This is a genomic window from Pseudomonas sp. J452 (assembly GCF_024666525.1).
GTDB lineage: Bacteria > Pseudomonadota > Gammaproteobacteria > Pseudomonadales > Pseudomonadaceae > Aquipseudomonas.
The window spans coordinates 1,659,483-1,682,107 of the sequence record NZ_CP088294.1 but is presented as its reverse complement, the minus strand read 5'-3'; the positions used below and the strand labels follow the sequence as shown (position 1 = coordinate 1,682,107).

26 protein-coding genes and 1 pseudogene are annotated in these 22,625 nt (G+C 64.2%); 4 read left to right on the top strand and 23 right to left on the bottom strand.

Going from position 1 to position 22,625, the window contains the following annotated elements:
• From LRS11_RS07595 to LRS11_RS07530, 14 genes are all read right to left on the bottom strand, one after another.
• A complete protein-coding gene (locus tag LRS11_RS07595) occupies positions 1-459 on the bottom strand; it encodes a prepilin-type N-terminal cleavage/methylation domain-containing protein (protein WP_260496251.1) in 459 nt (152 codons plus the stop codon).
• Positions 456-941: a prepilin-type N-terminal cleavage/methylation domain-containing protein gene (locus LRS11_RS07590; RefSeq protein WP_260496250.1), complete on the bottom strand. Its 486-nt coding sequence runs from the start codon at positions 939-941 to the stop codon at positions 456-458. The genes LRS11_RS07595 and LRS11_RS07590 overlap by 4 nt, the downstream gene beginning before the upstream one ends.
• Positions 942-950: 9 nt before the next feature.
• The gene (locus tag LRS11_RS07585) at positions 951-1,403 is read right to left on the bottom strand and encodes a type II secretion system protein (protein ID WP_260496249.1); all 453 of its coding nucleotides are present in this window, start codon (positions 1,401-1,403) and stop codon (positions 951-953) included.
• A gap of 28 nt (positions 1,404-1,431) precedes the next feature.
• The gene (locus tag LRS11_RS22340; RefSeq protein WP_312026997.1) at positions 1,432-1,929 is read right to left on the bottom strand and encodes a type II secretion system protein; all 498 of its coding nucleotides are present in this window, start codon (positions 1,927-1,929) and stop codon (positions 1,432-1,434) included.
• Between the two features lie 18 nt (positions 1,930-1,947).
• Entirely contained in the window at positions 1,948-2,466 is a 519-nt protein-coding gene (locus tag LRS11_RS07575; protein WP_260496248.1) for a hypothetical protein, read from the bottom strand.
• Positions 2,463-3,698, bottom strand: coding sequence for a type II secretion system F family protein (locus LRS11_RS07570; RefSeq protein WP_260496247.1), 1,236 nt, complete (start codon positions 3,696-3,698; stop codon positions 2,463-2,465). The genes LRS11_RS07575 and LRS11_RS07570 overlap by 4 nt, the downstream gene beginning before the upstream one ends.
• Positions 3,699-3,849: 151 nt before the next feature.
• A complete protein-coding gene (locus LRS11_RS07565) occupies positions 3,850-5,571 on the bottom strand; it encodes a GspE/PulE family protein (protein ID WP_260496246.1) in 1,722 nt (573 codons plus the stop codon).
• Positions 5,571-6,917 carry a tetratricopeptide repeat protein gene (locus LRS11_RS07560; protein WP_260496245.1) on the bottom strand — a complete coding sequence of 449 codons (1,347 nt, stop codon included), beginning with the start codon at positions 6,915-6,917 and terminating at the stop codon, positions 5,571-5,573. The genes LRS11_RS07565 and LRS11_RS07560 overlap by 1 nt, the downstream gene beginning before the upstream one ends.
• Positions 6,914-7,846 carry an ExeA family protein gene (locus LRS11_RS07555; protein ID WP_260496244.1) on the bottom strand — a complete coding sequence of 311 codons (933 nt, stop codon included), beginning with the start codon at positions 7,844-7,846 and terminating at the stop codon, positions 6,914-6,916. The genes LRS11_RS07560 and LRS11_RS07555 overlap by 4 nt, the downstream gene beginning before the upstream one ends.
• Positions 7,847-7,850: 4 nt before the next feature.
• Positions 7,851-9,446 carry a pilus (MSHA type) biogenesis protein MshL gene (locus tag LRS11_RS07550; RefSeq protein ID WP_260496243.1) on the bottom strand — a complete coding sequence of 532 codons (1,596 nt, stop codon included), beginning with the start codon at positions 9,444-9,446 and terminating at the stop codon, positions 7,851-7,853.
• Positions 9,447-9,451: 5 nt separating this feature from the next.
• Complete coding sequence (locus LRS11_RS07545; RefSeq protein WP_260496242.1) at positions 9,452-9,778, bottom strand: Type II secretory pathway component; 327 nt, start codon at positions 9,776-9,778, stop codon at positions 9,452-9,454.
• A 1-nt stretch (position 9,779) separates the two neighbouring features.
• On the bottom strand, positions 9,780-10,448 hold the full coding sequence (locus tag LRS11_RS07540; protein ID WP_260496241.1) for a type II secretion system protein M: 669 nt from the start codon (positions 10,446-10,448) through the stop codon (positions 9,780-9,782).
• Positions 10,441-11,049, bottom strand: a complete 609-nt coding sequence (locus LRS11_RS07535) for a PilN domain-containing protein (protein WP_260496240.1) — start codon at positions 11,047-11,049, stop codon at positions 10,441-10,443. Before LRS11_RS07535 ends, LRS11_RS07540 begins: the two co-directional genes overlap by 8 nt.
• Positions 11,049-11,927 (bottom strand): MSHA biogenesis protein MshI, encoded by an 879-nt coding sequence (locus LRS11_RS07530; protein ID WP_260496239.1) that lies wholly within the window; start codon positions 11,925-11,927, stop codon positions 11,049-11,051. The genes LRS11_RS07535 and LRS11_RS07530 overlap by 1 nt, the downstream gene beginning before the upstream one ends.
• A 147-nt stretch (positions 11,928-12,074) precedes the next feature.
• Between LRS11_RS07530 and trmL the strand changes: the two genes are divergently transcribed.
• Positions 12,075-12,536 (top strand): tRNA (uridine(34)/cytosine(34)/5-carboxymethylaminomethyluridine(34)-2'-O)-methyltransferase TrmL, encoded by a 462-nt coding sequence (trmL, locus tag LRS11_RS07525; protein WP_260496238.1) that lies wholly within the window; start codon positions 12,075-12,077, stop codon positions 12,534-12,536.
• 290 nt (positions 12,537-12,826) lie between these two features.
• Here the strand turns inward: trmL and secB are convergent, their stop codons facing one another.
• The 3 genes from secB to LRS11_RS07510 are packed head-to-tail and all read right to left on the bottom strand — an operon-like array spanning position 12,827 to position 14,018.
• Positions 12,827-13,312, bottom strand: a complete 486-nt coding sequence (gene secB, locus LRS11_RS07520) for a protein-export chaperone SecB (protein ID WP_173211461.1) — start codon at positions 13,310-13,312, stop codon at positions 12,827-12,829.
• 36 nt (positions 13,313-13,348) lie between these two features.
• Entirely contained in the window at positions 13,349-13,603 is a 255-nt protein-coding gene (gene grxC / locus LRS11_RS07515; protein WP_260496237.1) for a glutaredoxin 3, read from the bottom strand.
• Position 13,604: 1 nt separating this feature from the next.
• The gene (locus tag LRS11_RS07510) at positions 13,605-14,018 is read right to left on the bottom strand and encodes a rhodanese-like domain-containing protein (RefSeq protein WP_260496236.1); all 414 of its coding nucleotides are present in this window, start codon (positions 14,016-14,018) and stop codon (positions 13,605-13,607) included.
• A 141-nt stretch (positions 14,019-14,159) separates the two neighbouring features.
• Here LRS11_RS07510 and gpmI point away from each other — a divergent pair, with 141 nt between their 5' ends.
• From gpmI to LRS11_RS07495, 3 genes and pseudogenes are all read left to right on the top strand, one after another.
• Positions 14,160-15,695 (top strand): 2,3-bisphosphoglycerate-independent phosphoglycerate mutase, encoded by a 1,536-nt coding sequence (gpmI, locus tag LRS11_RS07505; protein WP_260496235.1) that lies wholly within the window; start codon positions 14,160-14,162, stop codon positions 15,693-15,695.
• A 107-nt stretch (positions 15,696-15,802) separates the two neighbouring features.
• Positions 15,803-17,043, top strand: a pseudogene (locus LRS11_RS07500) (murein hydrolase activator EnvC family protein).
• Between the two features lie 41 nt (positions 17,044-17,084).
• Positions 17,085-18,392 carry a S41 family peptidase gene (locus LRS11_RS07495; protein WP_260496234.1) on the top strand — a complete coding sequence of 436 codons (1,308 nt, stop codon included), beginning with the start codon at positions 17,085-17,087 and terminating at the stop codon, positions 18,390-18,392.
• Between the two features lie 194 nt (positions 18,393-18,586).
• On the opposite strand, the gene LRS11_RS07490 is transcribed toward LRS11_RS07495, so the two are convergent.
• The 6 genes from LRS11_RS07490 to hisB form a co-directional block, all read right to left on the bottom strand.
• Positions 18,587-19,345, bottom strand: a complete 759-nt coding sequence (locus tag LRS11_RS07490; RefSeq protein ID WP_260496233.1) for an ABC transporter substrate-binding protein — start codon at positions 19,343-19,345, stop codon at positions 18,587-18,589.
• Between the two features lie 107 nt (positions 19,346-19,452).
• A complete protein-coding gene (hisF, locus tag LRS11_RS07485) occupies positions 19,453-20,223 on the bottom strand; it encodes an imidazole glycerol phosphate synthase subunit HisF (RefSeq protein ID WP_173211434.1) in 771 nt (256 codons plus the stop codon).
• 10 nt (positions 20,224-20,233) lie between these two features.
• Entirely contained in the window at positions 20,234-20,971 is a 738-nt protein-coding gene (gene hisA, locus LRS11_RS07480) for a 1-(5-phosphoribosyl)-5-[(5-phosphoribosylamino)methylideneamino]imidazole-4-carboxamide isomerase (RefSeq protein ID WP_260496232.1), read from the bottom strand.
• A gap of 37 nt (positions 20,972-21,008) precedes the next feature.
• Complete coding sequence (locus LRS11_RS07475; RefSeq protein WP_260496231.1) at positions 21,009-21,266, bottom strand: DUF2164 domain-containing protein; 258 nt, start codon at positions 21,264-21,266, stop codon at positions 21,009-21,011.
• Positions 21,267-21,905: an imidazole glycerol phosphate synthase subunit HisH gene (gene hisH, locus LRS11_RS07470; protein ID WP_260496230.1), complete on the bottom strand. Its 639-nt coding sequence runs from the start codon at positions 21,903-21,905 to the stop codon at positions 21,267-21,269.
• Positions 21,906-22,499 carry an imidazoleglycerol-phosphate dehydratase HisB gene (gene hisB / locus LRS11_RS07465; RefSeq protein WP_173211426.1) on the bottom strand — a complete coding sequence of 198 codons (594 nt, stop codon included), beginning with the start codon at positions 22,497-22,499 and terminating at the stop codon, positions 21,906-21,908.
• Positions 22,500-22,625: the final 126 nt, after the last annotated feature.

Genomic DNA, 22,625 nt, shown 5'->3' with positions numbered 1-22,625 from the left:
TCAATAGCTCGTCCGGTAACCGGTAAGCTCGAGGAGCTGCCCGGCGGGATCGGTCACTGCGACGTTGATGCGCAAAGCAGCAACACCAGGTGAAGGCCCGATGTCTTGCGCCGTAACCGTCACCAGCACCTGGTAGCCACTCAGCGCGGTTATGGCGTTCCCACGCGCGTCGTGAGGTGCCTCGGCGAGGTTGTGATAATCACCGACATTGTCGAAACAACTACGCCCGCAATCGGCCAGGCCGTCCGGGTCACTAAACGCCTGCAGGGTGATTTCTTCCATGTAGGCCTCGGCAATCGCCAAGCTCTGCTGGCGCAGCATGGGGTCAGCCGAACGCCCGGTGATCGCCGCCATGGCAGAGAACAGCGCGGCGGCGGCGATGCCTAGGATGACGATGGTGATCACCAGCTCGATCAGGGTCATGCCGCGCTGCGCACCTTGGCGGGCAGGCAGGTTCATGGCGTGGTCTCGATAAAGCCGGTGGCAGCATGCACCTTGAAGGTAAACCCGCCTATTTCTGCTGGAAAAGCTCCAGCAGGATCTGTAGATGCAATAGAGGGGCAAGTATTCGTGCTCGAAACGCAACCGAGCGGATTGAAGGTCACATCCAGACTTTGCTGGATAGTCACACCCGCCGGTAACTCCGCTTCAAAATTGCCGCCGGAAGGGTTGGTAACCGCACCACTACAGGGCGCGGAAAAAGTCAGTACATAGCCGGTGCTAGTAGCACTCGGCCCCGGAATCTGAGCGTGAATCGGACAGCCGCTTGCCAGGGCAAGCTTCTGGCCATAGCGCACAGCTGCAAGAGACTCTTCATAGAACAGGCGCTCATCGAACACCTGTCGGTCGAAGAAGCGCGGCCCCACCATGGCAACGAGAATACCGAGGATGACGATCACCATGATCAGTTCGACCATGGTGAAACCGCGCTCAAGTTCCATCAGGACAAATCAGCAACCAGTGTCCACGATAGAAATAGTCGGAACAGCACCAGCAGTGGCCGCAGGTTCCGCATAGGAAACCTGGCAACTTGCCGGTGTTGCAGCACCTTTAGCTTGAATCGTTGCAGTACCTGTGGCGACGGCGATGGTGTAATCCGCACTGGTCACGCCTGCCGCGTCAGCGATTGCCGAAGCAGCTGGATAGCCGCTGGTAGCAATCATCGTGACTGTACCGCCTTCAACAGTAACGGAAGTTAACGCTGTATTGTTTTTCGCCAGCCAAGAGGCATGGGTCATTGCCGAGGCAGACTTCACCGACCCCAAGGCACCCTGAATCGTTGCTTTACGGGCATCGGCACCCAGGTTGACGAACTTGGGTACGGCAAACGCCGCCAGAATCCCAAGAATCACGATAACCATGATCAGTTCGATCAGGGTGAAACCGCTCTGTTGCTTTTTCATAGTGCGTTCCTTTTCAAGGAAGGGTGAATCAGAGTGTGTAGTTGGTAGTCACGGTGCCGACAGCGGCATCGTAAACGATGGTGTCGTTGAGGTCCTGCCCCTGGTAGGTATAGGTGCAGACCTGTCCTGCCACGGTAGCCACGTAGTCTGGCGTAGTGCCGCTGACGGTTGGCGCAGAGCCCTGCAGGATGTTGTTCCAGATGGCCTGGCAATCGGCGACAGAGCCCACGGTATTGCCGCCATCGATGCCCACCGGCCAGCCGCTGATGTTCACATCCACGTTGTTGGCACCGAAACCGGCGACGTCGTCGTTCGGGTTGGTCACGCCTTTGCTGCGGTTGACTTCCCACTGCGAACGAACCAGCAGCACGGCCGAGGCCAGAGCGCCACCGGCACCGCGTACCGCCGACTCATGGGCGTCGTCGGTAACGCTGATGAAACGCGGCAGCGCCACGGCGGCGAGGATGCCGAGAATGACGATGACCACCATCAGTTCGATCAGGGTAAAACCTTTGCTGTTCTTCATTAACTTCCCTCAGTGACTTCAATACCCCGCCGCAGACAACTCCACGGCGGGTACCGCTTCAAGCTCCAGGGCGAAAGCCGCACCCGACAATTGTGACTTAGTTGGCATTCCGTCGGGAACCACCAACAGCCGCCAGGCACGCACTTCGCCCTGCCCCCTTGTCCATCCGTCGGCAAAGCGCGCCCGGTACATGACCCAGGCCTCGCTTGGCAGCCAGTACCAGCAACCGCTCTGGGGCGCATCGCCGGCGGCCAGTTCGCCGCAGTAGTTGTCCTGCTGCCAACGCAGCAGAACAAACGGATTCTTCTTGCGCCAGGCCATGCCCAGCGTCTTGTCCTTGGCCAGATGCTCCGCAGCCAGGCTGTTGAGACTGGCCGCCAGGTGCTGGCGAGTCGCGTCCAGCGCCCGCCTTTCACTGACCTGGGCGATCTTCCAGCCTAACGCCAGCACCAGGCACAGGGTCATGACCAGGGTCAGGCTCCAGCCAAACAGGCGCGAACGCCGTACCCAGAAGCCGCTCTCGTAGTCCGGGCTCACGCGCCGCCCTTGGCCACCGAGGCCAGGTCCCACATCGGCAGGAACACGCCCAGCGCCAGCACCAGCACCATGATGCCCATGGCCACGATGAGGATCGGTTCGATGGCATCTGCCAGCTGTTTGAGGTCGTAGTCGACCTCCTCCTCGTAGAAGTCGGCGACTTCGACGAACAGGTCATCCAGCGCGCCGGTTTCCTCGCCCACCGCCATCATCTGCAGCACCAGCGGGGTGAACAGGCCACTGGTGGAAGCCGTGCTGGTCAGCGCCTCACCGCGCTCGACACCCTCACGCATGCCAAGGATGGCCTGACCGATATACAGGTTGCCAACACTGGCGCTATTGATCGACAGGGTCTGCAGCAGCGGCACGCCGGCGCGGTACATCATGGCGAAGGTGCGGGTAAAGCGGGCCAGGGCGATGCGTTCGAACACCCCGCCGACGATGGGAAGGCGCAGCCTGATCTGATCCCATTTGAGCGCGCCGGCGTCACTCGCGGTCCAACGGATGAAGCCGTAGATGGCGCCAGCAAACAGCAACAGCAGCAGCCACCAGTAATTCTGGAAGAACTCTGAGGTGCCGATCAGCACCCGAGTCGGCCAGGGCAGCTCGGCCTTGAACTGCTCGAACACCTTGGCAAACGCCGGGATAACGAACATGTTGATCACCACCAGCGCCACGCCCATGGCCGACAGCACGAACAGCGGGTAGCGGGTGGCCTGCTTGATGCGCTTGCGTGTCTCGCGCTCCATCTCCAGGTAGCCGGACAGTTGGCGGAACGCCTGGTCGAGCTGGCCGGTGTTCTCGCCGACGCTGATCATGCTGATGAACAGGGTGTTGAACACCTTGGGATGGGCATTCAGCGACACCGCCATGCTCATGCCGCCTTCGAGGTCACTGCGCACGGCCTGCAGCACTTCGCGGAAATATTCGTTGCGATGGGACTCGGCCAGGCCGCCGATGGCACGGATGATCGGCACGCCGGCCTTGCTCAGGCTGTACATCTGCCGGCAGAAGATGATCAGTTCTTCCAGATCCACGCGCTTGCGGCGCAGCAGTTCCTTGATGCTGGCGAGTACATCGTCGTTGCCCTGGGCCGCCTGCTCTTCGATGCTCAGCGGGGTGATGCGCTCGGCCAGCAGTTCGCTGGCCAGGTTGTCGGCCGAGCCGCTTTCACGGCTGCCGCTGACCTTGCTGCCTTGGGCGTCACGGCCGGTGTAGCGGAATTGGCTCATGGGTAACGCCCGCCCGCGCACAGCTCCCCTCTCCCACTGGTGGGAGAGGGGTTGGGGGAGAGGGTCAAGGCACCAAGATCAAAGCGCCCTCTCCCCGGCCCTCTCCCGTAAACGGGAGAGGGGGTGGTTCGTGCACGGCGAAACACCTGCATCACACCAGCACCTCATCAGTGAGGGTGGCGCAGACCTTGAGCACTTCCTCGACGCTGGTCACCCCGGCCAGGGCGTAGTCCAGCGCGCAGGACGCCAGCGGACGGTAGTGGGCACTGGCCTGGGCGGCTTCGGCGAAACCTTGCGGGTCGTTGCGGCGTAGGGCGGCAATCATGCCGTCGTCCATTTCCAGCAGTTCGTAAACACCAATACGCCCGGCATAGCCGGTGTTGTGGCACTGGTGGCAACCGGCACCGCGCTTGAAAGTGCGTCCGGTCAGCGGTGCGCGGTGCAGGTTTTCCAGCCACAGCAGCTGGCGCGGCTCGGGCGTATCCGCCTCCATGCAGTTCTCGCACACCCGGCGGATCAGGCGCTGGGCCAGCACCGCATTCAGCGAGGTGGCGACCAGGAACGGCTCGGCGCCCATGTCGATCAGGCGCATGGCCGAGGTCAGGGCGTCGTTGGTGTGCAGGGTGGACAGCACCAGGTGACCGGTGAGCGCCGCGCGCAGGCCGATCTCAGCGGTTTCCTGGTCGCGCATCTCGCCGATCAGCACGATGTCCGGGTCCTGGCGCAGGGCGGCGCGCAGCACGCGGGCGAAGCTCAGGTCGATCTTGGCGTTGACCTGCACCTGGTTGACCCGTGGCAGGCGGTACTCCACCGGGTCTTCCACGGTGATGATCTTCTTCTCCGGGCTGTTCAGCTCGGACAGGCCGGCATACAGGGTGGTGGTCTTGCCCGAGCCGGTAGGGCCGGTGACCAGCACCAGGCCGAACGGGCGCTGCAGCAGGCGGCGGAAGCGCACCAGCATGTCCGCCGGCATGCCGCTGGTGTCCAGGTTGGAGACGCCGCCGGTCTGGTCGAGCAGACGCATCACCACCGACTCGCCGAACTGCACCGGCATGGTCGAGACCCGCACATCGATGTTGCGGTTCTTCACCCGGATATTGAAGCGGCCGTCCTGCGGCAGGCGCTTCTCGGAGATATCCAGGCCGGACATGATCTTCAGGCGCATGACCAGCGCCGAGGCGACCCGCGCCTCCTTCATCACCTGCTCGTTGAGCACCCCGTCGATACGCTGGCGGATGCGCACCAGGCCTTCGTCCGGTTCGATGTGGATGTCCGAGGCCTTCATCTGCACCGCGTCTTCGAACAGCGTCTGCAGCAGGCGCACCACCGGCGCCTCGGTGTTGTTGTCGGCGCCCAGCTTGGACAGGTCGAAGTCGCTGTCCTTCAGCTCGCCTTCCAGCTCGCCGGCAATCGAGGCGATCTCGCTGGTGCGCCGGTACACGGTGTCGAGGGTGGCCAGCAGCTCGGCCTCGCGCACCACGGCCGGGTGCACGCGGGTCTTGAGGATGCGCTCCATCTCGTCGAGGGCGAACAGGTCGAGCGGGTCGGACATGCCGACCAGCAGACCGCCGCTCTCGCGCGACAGGACCATGGCGCGGAAGCGCCGGGCCATGGCTTCCGGCAGGGTCTGCACCAGTTGCTGGTCGAACTTGAAGTGCTTGAGTTCGATGAAGGGAATTTTCAGCTGTTCGGACAGTGCAGTGAGCAGCTTGACCTCGGCGACGAAGCCCAGGTCGACCACCGTGCGACCGAGCTTGGAGCCGGTGCGCTTCTGCTCCTGCAGGGCCAGCTGCAATTGTGCATCGCTGATCAGCCCGGCCTGAATCAGCAGGTCGCCGAGGCGCAATTTGCGCTGACGGATATCTTCAGTCATCAACGACCTCCCAGCGCCGTGGCGCGTTCACTGGCGAAGCGTCGGGCGCTGTCGTCCAGGCCTTGCCCCTGCAGGGCCTGGCGGTAATGGCGGGCGGCCTCAGCCGATTGATCGAGCTGTTCCAGGGCGATGGCCAGGCCCAGCTGCCAGGTGGACTGGCTCGGCCGCAGGGCCGTCATGCGCCGGTACAGCGCGGCGCTTTCCTGCCATTGGCCGGTCTGCTGGTAACTGGCGGCCAGCAGGGCGAAATAGGTGGGTTCCTGCTCCAGCGCCGGGGCGTTCTGTTCCAGGGTCGCCACGGCATCCTTGGTAGCGCCGGCCTGCAGCTGGGTGCGCGCCAGCAACAGGCGCAACTCGCTGTCATGCGGCATCTGCGCCAGCTGGGCGGGCAACCAGCTGAGCAGGCGCTGTTGCTCGCCAGCGGCCAGATAGGCGCGAGCCAGCCAGCGCAGCACTTCGGGATCGCGGCCGCGGCTCTTCTGCAAAGCTTCCAGCTCGCGGATGGCGCGCGGGTAGTCGCCGTCCTGCAGGGCCTGGCGGGCCTGGGCCAGGGCATCCGGGCGATAGGGGGTGACGCTGACCTGCGGCGGACCGCTGGGGGGCACAACGGCCGCTGGTTCGGCGGCGACTGGCGGCGCAGGCGCATCAGTCGGCAGCGGGGCATTGGCCCAGGCCGGCAAGGCCGGTTCGGCCTGCACGGCAGGCGGTTCGGCGGCGGGTAGCTGATCCAGCTCCACCACGGCCTCGGGCTCTACTGGCGCCGCCGTCAGCGGCACTTCCAGCCACAGCACCCAGCGATCACCGGCCGGTTCCAGGCGGTCACGCACTTCCAGCCCCTCGCCCAGCCCAACCAGCAGCACCTGCACATCCGCGCCCTGCGCCTCGACGCGCCAGGACAGACTGCGCCCATCACGCTGCACGCGGCCGCGCTGCGCTTCGCCCGGCAGCGCCACACCCGGCAGGCGCAGGCTCACCGCCCCGCTCTCCTCGGTGCGCTGATAGGGCACCGAGCGATCCAGCAGAATCTGCAATACCAGCCCACGCGCATCGTGCTGCGGCAGCACGTCGAGCACCTGCGTGGACGGCGCCACGACCACCGCGGCAGGTGGGGTGACGCTGCCCAGGGTGGGCACGTCCTTGACCACCCGACCGATCATCAGGCCGACCAGCAAGCCGAGCAGGATCACCGCGGCCATCCAGATCGAACCACGGCGGATCCGTTCGGCGCGCTCGCGGCGACCTGCGGCCGCTTCATCCACGGCCTGCAGGCCATCCAGCTGCAGACGCTCGGCGGGGGCGGCGCGGCGCTCTTCGAGGTCGCGCAGCATGTCGTTGACCAGGCTCATGGCAGCCACTCCCGCCACTGCGCCAGCCAGGGCCAGGCGCCGATCACCAGCAGCAGCGACAGGCTGGCCGCCGCCAGCCCCCAGCCCAGCCAGGGCGTGGTGCTGCGCAGAAACGGCTGGGCCCCTTCGGTATCCAGCTGGGCGCGGCGTATATGGCTGACGCCGATCTGCCGCCGGCCTTCGCCATAGGCCACCATCAGCGCCTTGTGCGCGAGGATGTTGAGCAGCCGCGGAATACCGCCGCTGCCGCGCACCAGGCGACGAATCGCGGCGGCGGAGAACAAGGGTTCACCGCGATAACCGGCCACGGCCAGGCGCTCGTTGAGGTAGCGGGCGGTGTCCTTCACATCCAGCGGGCGCAGGCGGTAGGAAAAAGTGATGCGCTGGCGCAACTGGCGAAACTCGTTGCGCTCCAGGGTGGCATCCAGCTCCGGCTGGCCGAACAGCACCACCTGCAGCAGCTTGGCCTGCTCGGTCTCCAGATTGGTCAGCAGGCGCAGGGCTTCCAGGGTCGCGGTCGGCAGGGCCTGGGCCTCGTCGAGCAGCACCACGGTGCTCTTGCCGGCGGCAGCCAGTTCGATCAGGCGCCGGTGCAGGGCTTCGAGCACGCCCTGGGCATCCAGCTCCTCGATGCCCTCGATGCCCAACTCGCGGGCCAGCGCCTGGCGCAAGCCAACCGGGCTCATGCCGGGATTGGGCAGATAGGCCAGCTGGTAGCGCTGGTCATCCAGCAGATTGAGCAGCGCGCGGCAGAGCAGGGTCTTGCCGGTGCCGACCTCGCCGGTGACCTTGATAAAGCCTTCACCTTCACCGAGTGCCACGCGCAGCAGATTGAGGCAGGCCTGATAAGGCGCCAGCTGCACCAGGAACCCGGTGTTGGGGGTCAGCGCGAACGGCTTTTCGCGCAGGCCGAAGAAGGCTTCGTACATCGCCTTATCTCAGTTCCTTGAAGGTTTCCGCACTCTTGCGCAGTTCATCCAGCCAGACTTCGTCGCTGACCACCTGCGGGCGCATGAGGATTACCAGCTCGCTCTTCTGCAGGGCCTTGCGCTGCTGCTTGAACAGGTTACCGACGATAGGCAGGGTGCTAGCCCACGGCACTTCGGCATCCTCGTTCTCGTTGGTGCTCTGCAGCAGGCCACCGATCACCACCACCTGGCCACTGCGCGCTCGCACGATGGAGTCGGACTGGCGCGAGGTGGACAGGGCCAGTGGCAGGTTGAAGACATTGTCCTCGCCCAGCACGATGGTCTTGTTCTGGTCCTGGACGCGGCTCACCGTCGGACGCACGTGCAGGGTGACCACATCGTTCTGGTCGATCTGCGGGGTGACGTCCAGCGAGATGCCGGAGAAGAACGGCGTCAGGGTGATGTCCTGGGTCGGCTCGGTGACCCCGGCCGCCGTGGTCGTGGTGCTGCTCGACGACACCTCGGTGACGAAGAACTCGTCGGTGCCGACCTTGATCACCGCCTTTTGATTATTCAGCGTGGAGATGCGCGGACTGGACAGCACCCGCACCTCGCCCTGGGTCTGCAGCAACTGGATCAGCCCGGTGAAGTCGCCCAGGCTCAGCACGCTGCTGAACACGCCGCCGATACCGGTCGGCCCGTCAATGGTTTCCCCGGCAAGCCCGGCGCTGACATCGCTGCCCAGCTGTTCCCAGCTGATACCGGCCTGGAAGCCATCATTGAGCTGCACTTCGAGGATCTTGGTTTCCAGCACCACCTGACGCTGCAGGTTGCGTTGTGCCTGTTCGAGGAAACGCGCGACGTTCTCCTGATCGGCACTGTTGGCGCGCACCACCAGCAGGCTGGCCTGCGGGTTGACCACCACGCTGTTGCCCTCCTCGCCACCGACGATCATCGCCACCACTTCGCGCACTTCACGCCAGAAGTCGACATCGCTGCTGGTGGTCACCTGGCTGGCGTTGAGCGTGCTGACCGAGCTGTCGCTGGAGCTGCTGCCGTCCTCGCTGTTACTGCTTTCGCTCTCGTCACTCACCACCTGACCGGAGCTGACGCGGGTGTCGGACACACCAATCCGCTGCAGGTTGAGGTAATTGAGGTCGTAGCTACGGGTGATCGCCCGATTCGGCAGGATCTGGTAGCCATAGGTGCTGCGGCGGAAGTCATAGCCATAGCTGTCGCGCACCGCCGCCAGCACTTCTTCCAGGGTGACCCGGCGCAGGCTGAAGGTGATGTTGCCGGTCACTTCCGGGTGCACCACCAGGTTCTGCCCGGCGCCTTCCATCAGACTGAGGAAGAACTCGCGGGCCGGCATGTCCTTGGCCGAGACATCGAAGCGCGGGCCGCTGCCGACACTCAAGGAGCTGCTCAGCGGCGGGATCAACGAGGCCTGTACCGCTGCTGGCGGCATGACCTTGTTCTGCGCCTGGGCCTGCTGCAGGCTCTCGTCGAGCAGCTTGCCGCTCTGTTCATAGAGTTGCGTGTCGCCATCAATGAAGGTCTGGCAGGCACTCAGCAGGCAGGCCAGGCTCAGCAGGCCGAGACGCGGCAGGAATGTGTTCATAGGCTTCATCGGCTCGGTTTCAATACGGGTTCGGCCAGGCGCAGCAACTGCTGTTGGCCCTGGCGTTCAATCAATACGCTGTGCGTGTGGATGGCCAGCACGCGGATGCCGGCATGCTCGTCGCCGATCCGCAGGGTGTTGCCGCCGATCACCGCACGGCTGCCCTGGGCGCCGCGCAGAATCGCCTGCAGCACCAGCGGTGCCTGTACCTCGCCAGCACTCACGACCGGCAACAGGTTGGCCGGCGGCTGTGTCGGGTCGATGGCGGGCGCGGCATGGGCCAGGCCAGCCGCCAGCAGCAGGTTCAGTAGCAACAGCTTCAGCAGCAACACTCTAGACACCGACCCACCCCGCCTGGCGACTCAAGGTATACAACTTCAGGCTGATCTTGGCCTGGGACGGCCCACCATCACCGACCTGGTAATCCAGGCTGTCCCAGTTGAGCTTCCAGCCGCTGGCCTGGACCGCCTGCAGATAGGCCAGCAGGTCAAAATAGCCGCCCTGCAGCTGCAGATGCAGGCCATGCCGATAGAGGGTGACCGGAGCCGGCTCGGCACCAGGTTCAAGCTTGACCGGCGCAGCGCCGGGCAACTGCATGGGCTCGCTGAAGCTTTCCAGGCCAACCAGCTGCAGGCGCGGCTGGGAACGCAGCAGCTCAGCCAGCACGGCCTTCATCTTCTGCGGCGTGACCAGCTCGGCAGTGTTCTGGTCGATCTGGCGGATCAGCTCCTCGCGGCTGGCCGAGGCCGCCAGCAGGGCGCTGCGGTAGGGGATATTGGGGTCGGCCGCCAGCTTGGCCTGCAAGTCGGCCAGACCGGACTGGGCCTCCAGGCGCCGCGCCTCGGTCACCTTGAAACTGGCCTGCTGCTTGGCCAGGCGCGCACTCAGCGGGTCGCCGAGCAGCAGCATGTAGAGCAGCGCACAGACCACCAGGCCGACACTTAAGGCCAGCCACTGCTCGCGCGGCGCCATGCCGTGCCAGCGTTGCAACCAGTTATTCATTGCCCGACTCCTTGTCGCCAGCCTGGGAGGACAGGTCGAAGTGCAGCAACTGGTCGTCGCCGCGCTGCAGTTCGAAACGGGCGAATTCGCGACCCTGGAAGACCGGGCTCTGGCCGAGGCGCTGCAGGTATTGCGGCAGTAGCTCCTGCTCCTGGCTGCTGCCCTGCAAACGCATATGAGTGCCGCCGGCACTCAAGCCAATGCCGCTGAGCCACAGGCCGCTCGCCGGATGATGCTCGGCCAGCGCCTGCAATGGCGCGACGAAGCCCGCATTGCGCTGGCTGGCCAGCACCTGCAGGTAGCCGATCAGGCGTTGCAGCTGCTGGTTGTCCGCCTCACGCGCCGCCAGTTCGAGCGGCAGGCCGCTGTCCAGCTGTGGTTCGACGAAGCTGGCCTTGGCCGCAGCCAGCAGGGTCTCCTGCTCCTGCGCCGCCACTTCGGCCTGGCTCAGCTGCGCAGCGCCCTGGCGCAGCTGCCAGCCTTGCCAGGCCGCATGGGCCAGGCACAGCAGCACCAGCACGCCCAGCAGGGCCAGCATCTGGGCTTTTTGCGGGCCGCTGCGCTGCTGTTTTTCAATCTGATAGAGGTTGAGGTTCTGCATCAACCGGCCTCCTGGCGCAGCGCAGCGCCCACCGCAGCCATGCAGTAGGCCTGCTCGGCTTCACCAAGAGCGGCAGTGGCCTGGCCGGGGAACAGCTCGCGCAGGTCGAGGGCCTGCAGCTTGACCGCCAGCCCGGTAGACAGGGTTTGCAGGACGGCCGCGCCATTGCGCTTCATCGGCAACAGCAGCAGGCGGTTGATGTAGCCCTTGCCCAGCTGGCTCTCGAAATAGTCGAGCGAGCGCTGGATCTCCAGGGTCACTGCGCCGAAATCATCACCGGCGTGATCCAGGCCCTGCTCGATACGCCGCGCCATATACAGGTCGGCGGCATGCTGCACGCTGATCAGCCCCTCGCTGGAGCGCAGGCGCAGCAACGCCAGGTTCATGCCCTCGGCCCCGGCCAACAGACCGAGGTTGCGGAAGGCCATTTCGGTGACATCGATACTCTGCAACCGCAGTCCGGCCTGCTCGCACAAGTCGGCCCAGGCCTGCATGCGCGCCTTGCTCAGTACCGCGCAATAGGCCATGCGCGAGCGGCCACGGTAGGCATCATCAGGCAGGGCGAAGGCATCGACCACTACCTGTTCCAGCGGTTCGGCGATCAGATCCTTGATGCGCCAGCGCATGGCGGCGCGCAGCTCTTCGGCCGGCACGTCGGGGCTGTCAAGCAGGAGCATCTGGTAAGTGGCGGGGTGCAGCACCAGGTTGACCGGCATGTCTTGCAGGTTCAGCTCGGCGACCATCTTCTTCAGCATGGCGGGCTGTTCAGCCGGTGCAGCCTGGCGGAATTGGCAGTCAAGCAAGCGTGGGGTTTCACCGGCTACGCGCAGGACGCGCGCCAGGGCAATTCCCTCAGGCCCGGTTTCGATACCGAGCAAACCGTCCGCTGTTATTTTCTTTCTCGCGAACCACACCAACTGCATGCCCCCTACTTACCCAGTGCACATCATCCGCCACCAAGGCCGACGATGGATGACGACACGCAGTAGAATGCATGCCATCTGCCCTGTCCCTGAGCCCGATCAATGTTCCATGTCGTTCTGTTCCAGCCCGAAATTCCGCCGAACACCGGCAACATCATTCGCCTCTGTGCCAACACCGGCTGCCAGCTGCATCTGATCGAGCCGCTGGGCTTCGAACTGGACGACAAGCGCCTGCGTCGCGCCGGGCTGGATTACCACGAATACGCGACATTAAAACGCCATCAATCATTGAGCGACTGTATCACAGTTACCGGTAGCGACAGGATATTGGCATTCACCACAAAAGCCAGCCACAGCTACGCGCAAATGCAGTATCGGCGCGGCGATATGCTGTTGTTCGGCCCGGAAAGCCGCGGCCTGCCGGCAGACATACTGGAGCAGATTCCCGACCCGCAGCGCCTGCGCATGCCCATGCGTCCGGAGTGCCGCAGCCTCAACCTGTCCAACGCCGTGGCCGTGGTGACGTACGAGGCCTGGCGCCAGCATGACTTCGCCATGCAGTAGGAGATCCCCCGTCGTCCAGACGCCGCGCTGTCGCGCAGCAAGCTCTGTAGGAGCCAGCTTGCTGGCGATGCTTTTGGCCTGCCAAGATCGCCAGCAAGCTGGCTCCTACAAGTCTTCATGCAGATTTAATTTTCACATGTAAAACAACGAGTTATTTCTAGCTTGATAAGAGTGAGCTGTACTCGAGAACCCAGGCTAGGCAAAAGCTTCGCGAGCAGAGCTCGCTCCTACCCAGTAAATCTAGGCAGAAAAAAGCGCCCCGCAGGGCGCTTCTTTCATTACTGCAGGCTTCAGGCCTGAGCGGTTTCCGCGCCAGCGGTCTGCATGCGCTGCAGTTCCTGGGCATACAGGGCGTCGAAGTTCACCGGCGCCAGCATCAGCGCCGGGAAGGAGCCACGCACCACCAGGTTGTCCAACGCTTCACGGGCGTAGGGGAACAGCAGGTTCGGGCAGAACGCGCCGAGGGTGTGGCTCATGGACGCAGCGTCCAGACCCTTGATCAGGAAGATGCCAGCCTGCTGCACTTCGGCGATGAAGGCGGTTTCTTCGCCGGTCTTGACGGTGACCGAGAGGGTCAGCACCACTTCGTGGAAGTCGCCGTCCAGGCCCTTCTGGCGGGTGTTCAGATCCAGCGCGACGCTCGGCGCCCACTCCTGGCGGAAGATTTCCGGGCTCTTCGGCGCTTCGAAGGACAGGTCCTTCACATAGATACGCTGCAGGGAAAACTGAGGGCCTTGTTCGGCTTGGGCGGCGCCGTTGGTAACTTGCTCGGTCATGACGAAGTCTTCTTGTTTACGGGTTTCGGAAAGGGTTCAGGCCTGTAGCAGCGCGTCCAGCTTGCCAGCGCGCTCCAAGGCATAGAGGTCGTCGCAGCCACCAACGTGGGCACTGCCGATCCAGATCTGCGGTACCGAGGTACGCCCGGCCTTGCGCGTCATCTCGGCGCGCGCCTCGGGCTTACCGTCGACGCTGATTTCCTGGAAAGCCACACCCTTGCTGCTCAGCAACTGCTTGGCGCGAACGCAGTAAGGGCACCAGGCGCTGGAGTAAACCACGACCTCGGGCATATCACTTGACCACAGGCAGGTTGTCGCCACGCCAGCTGGCGATGCCGCCGCCGAGCTTGGCAGCGGTGAAACCGGCTTTCTGCAGATCGCGGGCGACGCTGCCGGCATGCTGGCCCATGGCGTCGACCACGATCACGGTCTTGGCCTTGTGCTTGTCCAGTTCGACCATGCGGCCGGCCAGCTTGTCGAAGGGAATGTTGATGGCGCCAACGATATGGCCGCTGGCGAAATCCTTGTTGTTGCGCACATCCAGCACCACGCCCTGCTCGCTGTTGACCAGTGCAGTCAGCTCACGGCTGGACAGGCTTTTGCCACCCTTGCGCAGCTCGGTGACGATCAGCAGCGCCAGCAGGAAGGCGAAGCAGGCGGTCAATACATAGTGGTTAGTGGCAAATTCAATCAGGTGGGCCAACATTGCGCGGTTCCAGGGCGTTAAAATGCCGGCCAGTATACACAGCCACACTGGTCGGCCAAGCCCCGCCCGGCGGTGACGGCGCGGGCCGTTGACCGTAGAATGTGCGACCTTTTTCGACCCATGCACAGCGAGCCAGCTTTTATGAGCGCCACGCCCAAACCCCTGGTCCTGATCATCCTCGACGGCTTCGGCCACAGCGACAATCCCGAGTACAACGCCATCCATGCGGCCAACACGCCGGTCTACGATCGCCTGCGTGCCACCCAGCCGCATGGCCTGATCTCAGGCTCAGGCATGGACGTCGGCCTGCCGGACGGGCAGATGGGCAACTCCGAGGTCGGCCACATGAACCTCGGCGCAGGCCGCGTGGTGTACCAGGACTTCACCCGAGTGACCAAGGCGATCCGCGACGGCGAGTTCTTCGCCAACGCCGAGATCACTGGCGCCGTGGATAAAGCAGTCAGCGCCGGCAAGGCCGTGCATATCCTCGGCCTGCTCTCCGATGGCGGCGTGCACAGCCACCAGGATCACCTGGTGGCCATGGCCGAGCTGGCCGCCCAGCGCGGCGCCGAGAAGATCTACCTGCACGCCTTTCTCGACGGCCGCGACACTCCGCCCAAGAGTGCCCAGCCGTCGATCGAGCTGCTCGACGCCACCTTCGCCAAGCTCGGCAAGGGTCGCATCGCCAGCCTCACAGGGCGCTACTTCGCCATGGACCGCGACAACCGCTGGGACCGCGTCGAGCAGGCCTACCACCTGATCGTCGAAGGCCGCGGCCAGTTCAATGCCGCCAGCGCCGCAGAAGGCCTGGCCGCCGCCTACGAGCGCGGCGAGAGCGATGAATTCGTCAAGGCCACCACCATCGGTGCGCCGGTGAAAGTGGAAGACGGCGACGCCGTGGTGTTCATGAACTTCCGCGCCGACCGCGCCCGCGAGCTGACCCGCGCCTTCGTCGAACCCGGTTTCAAGGAATTCGAGCGCACACGCGTGCCGCAACTGGCCGGCTTCATCATGCTCACCCAGTATGCGGCGAGCATCCCGACGCCCAGCGCCTACAAACCGGAAGCGCTGACCAACGTGCTCGGCGAATACCTGGCCAATAACGGCAAGACCCAGCTGCGCATCGCCGAGACCGAGAAGTACGCCCACGTCACCTTCTTCTTCTCCGGCGGCCGCGAAGAGCCGTTCGCCGGCGAAGAGCGCATCCTGATTCCGTCGCCGAACGTCGCTACCTATGACCTGCAGCCGCAGATGAGCGCGCCGGAAGTCACCGACCGCATCGTCGATGCCATCGAGAACCAGCGTTTTGATGTGATCATCGTCAACTACGCCAACGGCGACATGGTCGGCCACACCGGCGTGTTCTCTGCCGCCGTGGCTGCAGTGGAATGCCTGGACGCCTGCGTCGGGCGCATCGTCGCGGCGCTGGACAAGGTCGGCGGCGAAGCGCTGATCACCGCCGACCACGGCAACGTCGAGCAGATGGAAGACGAGTGCACCGGCCAGGCGCACACCGCGCACACCTGCGAGCCGGTGCCGTTCATCTATGTCGGCAAACGCCCGGCGACGATCCGCGAAGGCGGCGTACTGGCCGACGTGGCGCCGACCCTGCTGACCCTGATGGGCCTGCCGGTACCGGCGGAAATGACCGGCACCAGCATCATCCAGCTGCAATAAAGCGCTCCACGTCGCGAAACGCCTGCCGGCTCTCGTCGGCGGGCGTTTTTTTTGCGCGGCGCGACGGGCATACTAGGCCGTCCCCTGTCCCAGGTGCTGCTCAGCCCATGTTTCGCGCCCTCGCCCTGATAATCCTGACCAGCCTGCTCGCCCCTGTCGCTTTTGCCGACGAGAAAGCCGACGCCCAAAAACAGCTGGAAGCCGCGCGCGCCGATGTCGCCGAGCTGAAGAAGCTGCTGGAAAAACTGCAGAAAGAAAAATCCGGCGTGCAGAAGGACCTCAAGCGCACCGAAAGCGAGATGGGCACCCTGGAGAAGCAGGTCAAGGGCCTGCAACAGGAAATGAACAAGAGCGAGCAGGAGCTGCAGCGCCTCGATCAGGAGAAAAAAAACTCCAGCAATCGCGCCTTGAACAGCAACGACTGATCGGCATCCAGGCCCGTGCGGCCTACCAGGGCGGCCAGCAGGAGCCGCTGCGCTTGCTGCTCAACCAGCAGCAGCCGGAAAAATTCTCGCGCACCCTCACCTATTACGACTACCTCGGCAAAGCACGCCTGGAGCAGTTGGCTGCCTTCAACGAAACCCTGCGCCAGCTGGCCAATATCGAGACCGATATCACCACCCAGCAGACCCGCCTGGTCGAACAGAAGAGCGCCCTGGACAGCCAGCGCGAACAACTCGCCAGCGTGCGCAAGGAGCGCCAGCTGACCCTGGCCAAGCTGAACAAGGAATACAGTGCGCGCGACAGCAAGCTCAAGGCCCGCCAGCAGGAACAGGCCGAGCTGACCCGCGTACTCAAGACCATCGAGGAAACCCTCGCCCGCCAGGCTCGCGAAGCAGCAGAAGCGCAACGCCTGGCCCTGCTCGAACAGCAGCAGGCACGCGACCCGGCTAGCAAACCACTACCCCTCGGCCCCAGCGTCACCAGCTCCGGCGCCAGCTATGGCGGCCCCTTTGCCAAGGCCAAAGGCAAGCTGCCGTGGCCGGTCGATGGGCGCCTGGTGGCCCGCTATGGCTCGCCGCGCGGCGGTGACTCACGCACCAAGTGGGACGGCGTGCTGATCGGCGCCAGCGCCGGCAGCCAGGTGCATGCTGTGCATGGCGGCCGCGTGGTGTTCGCCGACTGGTTGCGTGGCGCCGGGCTTCTGGTCATTCTCGACCATGGCAATGGTTATCTGAGCCTGTATGGCCATAACCAGAGCCTGCTGAAAGAGGCCGGCGATATCGTCAAGGCTGGCGAGTCGATCGCCACCGTCGGCACCAGTGGCGGGCAGGATACGCCCGCACTGTATTTCGCCATTCGCCAGCAGGGCCGCCCGAGCGACCCGGCGCAATGGTGTCGCGGATGACAGCCCGAGGCTGGCATTGGCAATTATTCCTGGGAGCTCACATGTCGCATTTCCACCGTCTCACCCCTCTCGCCCTGGCCCTTGGCCTGCTGGTCGGCAGTTCTGCCCTGCAGGCTGCCCCCGAGCCAGTGGCGGCGCCCGTGGAAAACGCCAAGGCACCATTGCCGCTGGATGAGCTGCGCACCTTTGCCGAGGTGATGGATCGCATCAAGTCGGCCTATGTCGAGCCGGTGGACGACAAGACCCTGCTGGAGAATGCGATCAAAGGCATGCTCAGCAACCTCGACCCGCACTCCGCCTACCTGGAGCCGGAAGACTTCGCCGAACTGCAGGAAAGCACCAGCGGCGAGTTCGGCGGCCTGGGCATCGAAGTCGGCATGGAAGACAGCTTCCTCAAGGTGGTCTCGCCGATCGACGACACACCCGCCTCGCGCGCCGGCATCCAGCCCGGCGACCTGATCGTCAAGATCGACGGCCAGCCGACCAAGGGCCTGTCGCTGATGGAAGCAGTGGACAAGATGCGCGGCAAGGCCGGCAGCAAGATCAACCTGACCCTGCTGCGCGAAGGCGGCCAGCCGTTCGACGTGGAGCTGACCCGCGCGGTGATCAAGGTCAAGAGCGTGAAGAGCCAGCTGCTCGACGACGGCTATGGCCTGGTACGCATCTCGCAGTTCCAGATCAACACCGGTGAAGAAGTCGGCAAGGCCCTGGCCAAGCTGCGCAAAGACAACAAGGGCAAGCTGCGCGGCATCGTCCTCGACCTGCGCAACAACCCCGGCGGCGTGCTGCAGGCGGCGGTGGAAGTCACCGACCACTTCCTCAAGAAAGGCCTGATCGTCTACACCGAGGGGCGCATCGCCAACTCCGAGCTGCGCTTCAACGCCGACCCGGCCGACGCCAGCGAAGGTGTACCGCTGGTGGTGCTGATCAACGGCGGCAGCGCCTCGGCCTCGGAGATCGTCGCCGGCGCCCTGCAGGACCACAAGCGTGGCGTGCTGATGGGCACCGACAGTTTCGGCAAGGGCTCGGTGCAGACCGTGCTGCCGCTGAACAACGACCGCGCATTGAAACTGACCACGGCCCTGTACTACACCCCAAAAGGCCGCTCGATCCAGGCCCAGGGCATCGTCCCGGACATCGAAGTGGCACGCGCCAAGCTGACCCGCGAGCAGGATGGCGAGAGCATCAAGGAAGCCGATCTGGCCGGCCACCTGGGCAACGGTAATGGCGGCGCGGACAAACCCAGCGGCAAGAAGGGCGAGAAACCGACCCGCCCGCAGGACGACGACTACCAGCTCAGCCAGGCGCTCAACCTGCTGAAAGGCCTGAGCGTGACGCGCGGCGACTGAGCCAAGCGCTTTGCTCCCCTCTCCCTAACCCTCCCACAAGTGGGAGAGGGGACTGTCCGTGTTGCCAGTCGTAGCCCGGATGCAATCCGGGAAACAGACCACTCCGCTCCCGGATTGCATCCGGCTACAAGGCTGAGCCAATCGGCGCGCACAAAAAACCCGGGCATGCCCGGGTTTTCCTTTAGCGGCTGGTATCACTCCAGGTAGCTGTTGACCACCTTGTCGATGAAGCCCTCGGCACGCATCTTGTCCAACTCGGCCTGCAGCTTGTTCACCACTTCATCCGGGGTTTCCGGGTTGAGGGCGAGGAACAGTTCGGCACTGTCAAAACGCAGCACATTCTTCAAGCCCGTCACACCCGCCTGCTTGGCCAGATAACGACCAGCAGGATCACCGGTGGCCCACAGGTCGATCTTGCCAGCCTGCAGCTTCTCCACGTTGTCCTGGTCACGGAATGCCGTCTGCGGGTCCAGCCCCTGGGCAACCAGATGCTCGGCGATCGCGTCACCTTTGTAGGCACCGATTCGGTACTGCTTGGCCTGCTCCAGGCTATTGATGGTGATGGTGCTATCGGCCTTGGCCAGCATCACCCAGTCATCCGGACCGATCGGACCGACCCACTTGAACAGCTTCTCGCGCTCCGGCAGGCGGGCAGCGACGAACACGCCGTGGTTGGGCTTTTCCAGCGCCAGCTTGTAGATCCGCGCCCAGGGGAAGCGCAGGGTCATGTGGTAGGTGATCCCGGCACGCTTGAACATCTCGCGCACTACTTCCACGGCGATGCCTTTGAGGTTCTCCTCGCGGGCGTAGTTCTTGTCGTTGGTCGCCATGTTGTAAGGCGGGAAGTTCTCGGTCATCAGAATCACCGAGTAGTTCTCGTCCACTTCGGCGCGAGCCAATGGAGACAACAGCAGGCAAGCAGCAGCTGATACCAACAACAGGCGTTTCAACATAACCATTCCTTGCAATAAAGGAGAATCAGGAAAGCGCCGAGCTTAACCAAGCCTGGCGCACTGCCAAGCACAGACGGTGCGGGCTGCGACCCAGGTCACTTCACAGCCTAGCGCACCACTATGCCACGACTGGCCAGATAGGCCTTGGCTTCCGGCACAGTGTATTCGCCGAAGTGGAAGATGCTGGCCGCCAGCACCGCATCGGCCTTGCCTTCGAGGATGCCGGCCGCCAGGTGCTCGAGGTTGCCGACGCCGCCGGAAGCGATCACCGGGATGCCTACGCTCTCGCTGATGGCGCGGGTGACGCCGAGGTCGTAGCCGCTTTTCACGCCATCCTGATCCATGCTGGTCAGGAGGATTTCGCCCGCGCCGAGGTCTTCCATCTTCTTCGCCCAGAGCACGGCGTCCAGGCCGGTCGGCTTGCGCCCGCCATGAGTGAAGATTTCCCAGCGCGGGGTTTCGCCGGGCAGCGAGACCTTTTTGGCGTCGATGGCCACGACGATGCACTGCGAGCCGAAACGTGCCGCCGCTTCGCCGACGAATTCAGGGGTGAACACCGCCGCCGTGTTGATCGAGACCTTATCCGCGCCGGCATTCAGCAGGTTGCGAATGTCCTGCACGGTACGCACGCCGCCACCAACAGTCAGCGGGATAAACACCTGGCTGGCCATGCGCTCCACCGTGTGCAGGGTGGTGTCGCGACCATCGACGCTGGCGGTGATGTCGAGGAAGGTGATCTCGTCGGCACCCTGCTCATCGTAGCGACGGGCGATTTCCACCGGGTCGCCGGCATCACGGATGTTCTCGAACTGCACGCCCTTCACTACGCGACCGTTGTCGACGTCGAGGCAGGGGATGATGCGTTTGGCCAGCGCCATGTCGAAATCCTCAGCCTTTATAGGCGTCGCAGAAGGCTTGCGCCTCGGCGACATCCAGGGTGCCTTCGTAGATCGCGCGGCCGGTGATGGCGCCGATGATGCCCGGCGCGCGAGCCAGCAGCAGCTTCTCGATATCACCGAGGTTGTGGATGCCGCCGGAGGCGATCACCGGGATCTTGCTGGCGGCGGCCAGGGCCGCGGTGGCCTCGACGTTGCAGCCCTGCATCATGCCGTCTTTGGCGATGTCGGTATAAACGATGGCGGACACGCCGTCGGCCTCGAAGCGCTTGGCCAGGTCGGTGGCCTGCACGGTCGACACCTCAGCCCAGCCGTCGGTGGCGACGAAACCGTCTTTGGCGTCCAGGCCGACGATAACCTTGCCCGGGAAGGCCTTGCAGGCATCGGTGACGAACTGCGGATCTTTCACCGCCTTGGTGCCGATGATCACGTAGCTGACGCCGGCCTTGACGTAGGCCTCGATGGTTTCCAGCGAGCGGATGCCGCCGCCGATCTGGATCGGCAGGTGCGGATAGCGCTTGGCGATGGCGGTGACCACTTCGCCATTGACCGGCTGGCCTTCGAAGGCGCCGTTCAGGTCAACCAGGTGCAGACGGCGGCAGCCGCCTTCGACCCACTTGGCAGCCATGCTCACCGGGTCATCGGAGAACACCGTGGAGTCTTCCATGCGGCCCTGGCGCAGACGCACGCAGGCGCCGTCCTTGAGATCGATAGCGGGGATAATCAGCATCGGTTGAACCTGCTCAAGTCGTGAATTCGGTGAAGGGTCAGCTCTTCTCGAGCGCCCACAGGTCGCTCTCCAGGCTGGCGAAGCGGTCGGACAGCACCGCCTGCACATCGGAGATCGCCTTGTTGTAGTAATGCGGAGCGATGTCGCGGCTGATCAGGTCGAGCACTTCCTGCACTTCGAACGAGCCCAGCTCGAGCTCGAAGCGGTCCTCGAGGAAACGCCCCAGCACCTGCAGCGCGACCTGCTGCTGGGGCCCTTCGAGCTCCAGCAGCGGGACTTTCTTGCCCCGGCTCATTCAGGCGCGGCCATCCCAGCCGACGAAGTTCTGCAGCAGCTGCAGGCCATGGGTATGGCTCTTCTCCGGGTGGAACTGCACGGCGAACTTCGAACCCTCGGCCAGCGCCGCGGCGAAGTCCTTGCCGTAGTGCCCGCCACCGACCACCTGGGCCGGGTTGCCGGCCTCGATGTAGTAGCTGTGCACGAAGTAGAAACGCGCCGGGTCGGGAATCTCGTGCCACAGCGGGTGTTCGACCACCTGCGCCACCTGATTCCAGCCCATGTGCGGCACCTTCAGGTGCTCGCCGCCTTCATACAGATCCTTGCCGAAGAAACGCACCTGGCCGGGGAACAGGCCGATGCAATCGACCCCGTCGTTCTCCTCGCTGCGCTCGAGCAGGGCCTGCATGCCGACGCAGATACCGAGGAACGGCCGGTCCTGGCTGACCTCGCGCACCAGGCTGTCGAAGCCCAGACGCTTGATCTCGGCCATGCAGTCGCGGATCGCACCGACGCCGGGAAACACCACGCGGTCGGCTTCGCGAATCACCGCGGCATCGCTGGTCACCAGCACCTTGCCGGCACCGACGTGCTCGAGGGCCTTGGCCACCGAGTGCAGGTTGCCCATGCCGTAGTCGATTACTGCAACCGTCTGCATTTATAGGCAGCCCTTGGTCGACGGCATCTGCCCGGCCATGCGCGGGTCCAGCTCGACGGCCATGCGCAGGGCGCGACCGAAGGCCTTGAACACCGTCTCGATCTGGTGGTGGGTGTTGGTGCCACGCAGGTTGTCGATGTGCAGGCTGACCAGGGCGTGGTTGACGAAGCCCTGGAAGAATTCCTGGAACAGGTCCACGTCGAAGCCACCGACCACCGCGCGGGTGAACGGCACGTGCATCTGCAGGCCCGGACGACCGGAGAAGTCGATCACCACGCGCGACAGCGCCTCGTCCAGCGGCACATAGGAATGGCCGTAGCGGGTCATGCCCTTCTTGTCGCCGATGGCCTTGGTGAAGGCCTGGCCGAGGGTGATACCGACGTCTTCCACGGTGTGGTGGTCGTCGATATGCAGGTCGCCCTTGCACTGGATGTCCAGGTCGATCAGCCCGTGACGGGCGATCTGATCGAGCATGTGCTCGAGGAACGGCACGCCAATATCGAACTTGGCCTTGCCAGTACCATCCAGGTTGATCGAGACCTTGATCTGGGTCTCCAGGGTGTTGCGCTCGACGGATGCCGTACGTTCGGCCATCACCAGCTCCCGAAAATGCTTGCGGAAAAGGCGGGCATTATAGGCGGCGCGCGGCCTGCACGGCTACCGCGTTGCTATCGCACCAGGGCTATCGGCGCGATTGAGCTGACTTTACACTGCGCCACC

Bases quoted from the DNA above. Each gene is read 5' to 3' on its own strand.
- LRS11_RS07595 (WP_260496251.1), bottom strand. From the start codon at position 459: ATGAACCTGCCTGCCCGCCAAGGTGCGCAGCGCGGCATGACCCTGATC.
- LRS11_RS07590 (WP_260496250.1), bottom strand. From the start codon at position 941: ATGGAACTTGAGCGCGGTTTCACCATGGTCGAACTGATCATGGTGATC.
- LRS11_RS07585 (WP_260496249.1), bottom strand. From the start codon at position 1,403: ATGAAAAAGCAACAGAGCGGTTTCACCCTGATCGAACTGATCATGGTT.
- LRS11_RS22340 (WP_312026997.1), bottom strand. From the start codon at position 1,929: ATGAAGAACAGCAAAGGTTTTACCCTGATCGAACTGATGGTGGTCATC.
- LRS11_RS07570 (WP_260496247.1), bottom strand. From the start codon at position 3,698: ATGAGCCAATTCCGCTACACCGGCCGTGACGCCCAAGGCAGCAAGGTC.
- LRS11_RS07565 (WP_260496246.1), bottom strand. From the start codon at position 5,571: ATGACTGAAGATATCCGTCAGCGCAAATTGCGCCTCGGCGACCTGCTG.
- LRS11_RS07560 (WP_260496245.1), bottom strand. From the start codon at position 6,917: ATGAGCCTGGTCAACGACATGCTGCGCGACCTCGAAGAGCGCCGCGCC.
- LRS11_RS07555 (WP_260496244.1), bottom strand. From the start codon at position 7,846: ATGTACGAAGCCTTCTTCGGCCTGCGCGAAAAGCCGTTCGCGCTGACC.
- LRS11_RS07550 (WP_260496243.1), bottom strand. From the start codon at position 9,446: ATGAACACATTCCTGCCGCGTCTCGGCCTGCTGAGCCTGGCCTGCCTG.
- LRS11_RS07540 (WP_260496241.1), bottom strand. From the start codon at position 10,448: ATGAATAACTGGTTGCAACGCTGGCACGGCATGGCGCCGCGCGAGCAG.
- LRS11_RS07535 (WP_260496240.1), bottom strand. From the start codon at position 11,049: ATGCAGAACCTCAACCTCTATCAGATTGAAAAACAGCAGCGCAGCGGC.
- trmL (WP_260496238.1), top strand. From the start codon at position 12,075: ATGTTCCATGTCGTTCTGTTCCAGCCCGAAATTCCGCCGAACACCGGC.
- secB (WP_173211461.1), bottom strand. From the start codon at position 13,312: ATGACCGAGCAAGTTACCAACGGCGCCGCCCAAGCCGAACAAGGCCCT.
- grxC (WP_260496237.1), bottom strand. From the start codon at position 13,603: ATGCCCGAGGTCGTGGTTTACTCCAGCGCCTGGTGCCCTTACTGCGTT.
- LRS11_RS07510 (WP_260496236.1), bottom strand. From the start codon at position 14,018: ATGTTGGCCCACCTGATTGAATTTGCCACTAACCACTATGTATTGACC.
- gpmI (WP_260496235.1), top strand. From the start codon at position 14,160: ATGAGCGCCACGCCCAAACCCCTGGTCCTGATCATCCTCGACGGCTTC.
- LRS11_RS07495 (WP_260496234.1), top strand. From the start codon at position 17,085: ATGTCGCATTTCCACCGTCTCACCCCTCTCGCCCTGGCCCTTGGCCTG.
- LRS11_RS07490 (WP_260496233.1), bottom strand. From the start codon at position 19,345: ATGTTGAAACGCCTGTTGTTGGTATCAGCTGCTGCTTGCCTGCTGTTG.
- hisF (WP_173211434.1), bottom strand. From the start codon at position 20,223: ATGGCGCTGGCCAAACGCATCATCCCCTGCCTCGACGTCGACAACGGT.
- hisA (WP_260496232.1), bottom strand. From the start codon at position 20,971: ATGCTGATTATCCCCGCTATCGATCTCAAGGACGGCGCCTGCGTGCGT.
- LRS11_RS07475 (WP_260496231.1), bottom strand. From the start codon at position 21,266: ATGAGCCGGGGCAAGAAAGTCCCGCTGCTGGAGCTCGAAGGGCCCCAG.
- hisH (WP_260496230.1), bottom strand. From the start codon at position 21,905: ATGCAGACGGTTGCAGTAATCGACTACGGCATGGGCAACCTGCACTCG.
- hisB (WP_173211426.1), bottom strand. From the start codon at position 22,499: ATGGCCGAACGTACGGCATCCGTCGAGCGCAACACCCTGGAGACCCAG.